The organism is Xenorhabdus khoisanae (assembly GCF_001037465.1).
GTDB classification, from domain to species: domain Bacteria; phylum Pseudomonadota; class Gammaproteobacteria; order Enterobacterales; family Enterobacteriaceae; genus Xenorhabdus; species Xenorhabdus khoisanae.
In genome coordinates, this window is sequence record NZ_LFCV01000156.1 from 1 (window position 1) to 723 (window position 723).

At 59.5% G+C, this 723-nt stretch carries 1 protein-coding gene; it reads right to left on the reverse strand.

Translation table 11 applies throughout. The annotated features are described in order from the left end of the window. Window positions 1-594: phage portal protein (locus tag AB204_RS18440; protein ID WP_047964847.1), on the reverse strand; the 594-nt coding region annotated here is incomplete at its 3' end. Between the last annotated feature and the right edge of the window lie 129 nt (window positions 595-723).

The window sequence follows — 723 nt, forward strand, 5'->3', positions numbered from 1 at the left end:
CCGGGAGCCGTGCTCTTCGGTCGCCAGCCCTAACCCGATCGCCTGCCGGGCATAGGCCACCGGACTTAACCCGGTCAGGCCATTGAGCGTAAAGATACGCACATGCCAGATGTCAGCCTGCGTCAGGGTGGCGGTGTCACCGTTCGGGAAAGTCACCTGATATTCCGGCAGCCAGTCGTTATTGAGTTTGGGGACCACACTGCCCGGGTCGAGCGGTAATAATTCCACCACCTCCCCCAGTGCCTTCACCTTATAGGCATAGAAGTTCCCCCGCAGGCACAGGCAGGCCACCAGTAATTCCCAGAACTCCTGCGGGGTCATGTAGTTGTTGGGTTTGACCGACAGCAGTTTATGCAGCCGCTCTTCGACAGCACGCTGATTCCCCCGCCCCAGTTGTTCGTACAGTGAACAGGGCAGCATGCCGACCGATTCCGCCAGTACCCGCACACAGCTAAAGACCGCCGTAAGCTGCATGGCTAACTGCGGGCTGACCTGCCGTCCGGTGTAGGTATCATACGAGAGGCCGATTAGTTCACTCAGGTCACGGGAAGTCATCGGTTCAGTGGATTTTCGAAACAGGCCGGGAAAGAACATCAGGCCTCCTTACCGGGTTTATGGCTGAGCACGCGTGAGACCAGATACGACCAGCCAAGGCACAGGCCACCGGCGACAATAAACCCCGCCGCGGGCAGCAGCAGCCACGCCCCGTAAGACAACAGGCCG